Origin of the sequence: Mesorhizobium sp. M7A.F.Ca.US.002.01.1.1 (assembly GCF_004022955.1) — a bacterium.
GTDB classification, from domain to species: Bacteria; Pseudomonadota; Alphaproteobacteria; order Rhizobiales; family Rhizobiaceae; genus Mesorhizobium; species Mesorhizobium ciceri.
In genome coordinates, this window is sequence record NZ_RZQE01000862.1 from 1 (window position 1) to 1,343 (window position 1,343).

A 1,343-nucleotide genomic window follows, 5' to 3' on the forward strand; every position below is an offset into this window, starting at 1 on the left:
ATATTATCCTGGGCTACGAGATTTCACGCATACCGGTGAAAATGATCGCCAACATTCCGCCCGACAAATTTTCAAGCGACGATACGTCGATTGTGGTGCGCCTGAAGAAGGGCGCCGACGGCTATTGGCAGCCGACGGCCGCCTGGTTCGGCAAGGCGCCAACGATGGCAACCGCCGACGAGGCCGATATTCTAGGCCACATCGCCGAAGGCTGGGACCTTCGCGGCGAAGAGGCGACCATCGCGCCGGACTATGGCATCGAGCGCTTCTATCTGCCGGAAGGCGAGGGGATGGCGATCCAGAACGACATGCGGGTGCGGCCATTCGGCATCCGTCTTGCGCTTGCCGGCGACGGCACCGCACAGATCAAGGCGCTGGTCGACGGCGACAAGACGCTGTTCGAGGAACCACTCTACTAGGTCCCTTATTTCCGATGGTGTGAAGCATGCCAGTTAGCCTGTCGACGCGTGACGACATCAACCTCGACACTGTCTTCCGCGTCGCCTGGAAGAAGGACACGGTGGAGATCAGCGAGAAGGCCTTGCAGCGCATCGCCGAATGCCGCGCCTCGTTTCTGAAGCTGATCGAATCCGATCCGCCACCGGTCATCTATGGCGTCACAACCGCCATGGGGGAATTGGCAAGCCGAAAGCTCGAACCTGACGAGCGTGATCGCCATGCGCGCATCAAGGCGTTTGCCGCCGCCACCTCGTTCGGCGATCCCTTGCCGGATCGCGTGGTCAGGGCGATCGTGCTTGCCCGTCTGACAAACTTCATCGAGGGCAACGCCGCCACCACGCCGCGCATCGCGCTAGCCGTGGCCGCGATGCTCGACGGTGAGCCGATGCCTGTCGTGCCGGCCTCCGGCCAGGGCGGCGCCGGTGAGATCCTGGCGCTCTATCCCTTGTTTGCAGAACTTTCGACGCGCTTCGACCTCGAGGTCAAGGAACGCGGCTCGCTCATCAACGGCTCGCCCTGCGCCGCCGCTTTGGTGGCCGACGCAGCGCTCGCGGGGCGCCGCCGCATCCGCATGGCGCAAAAAGTGTTCGCGCTGTCGATCGAAGCGTTTCGCGCGCCGCTCGAGCACTATGACGCGGCGCTCGACACGCTCTGGGGCGATGAGCATGAGACGGCTGCCCTGCAGGGATTGCGGGAGTTTCTGGTTGGCGCCGGCGATGGGCGACGCAACTATCAGGCGCCGGTCAGCTACCGCATCGTGCCGCGCGTCCTCGGCCAGGCGCATCGTGCGCTGGCGACGGCCGAGCGGGCGGCCAATGTGTCGCTGGCCTCGGTATCGGACAATCCCGTCTACATCCCGCCCGACGATGCACATCGGCTCGGCC

2 protein-coding genes are annotated in these 1,343 nt (G+C 64.3%); both read left to right on the forward strand.

Annotation, left to right across the window (positions count from 1 at the left end):
• A partial coding sequence (locus tag EN932_RS36220; protein WP_128369530.1) for a GDYXXLXY domain-containing protein occupies positions 1-419 on the forward strand: 419 nt, incomplete at its 5' end.
• A 26-nt stretch (positions 420-445) separates the two neighbouring features.
• A partial coding sequence (locus EN932_RS36225) for an aromatic amino acid lyase (RefSeq protein ID WP_164890852.1) occupies positions 446-1,343 on the forward strand: 898 nt, incomplete at its 3' end.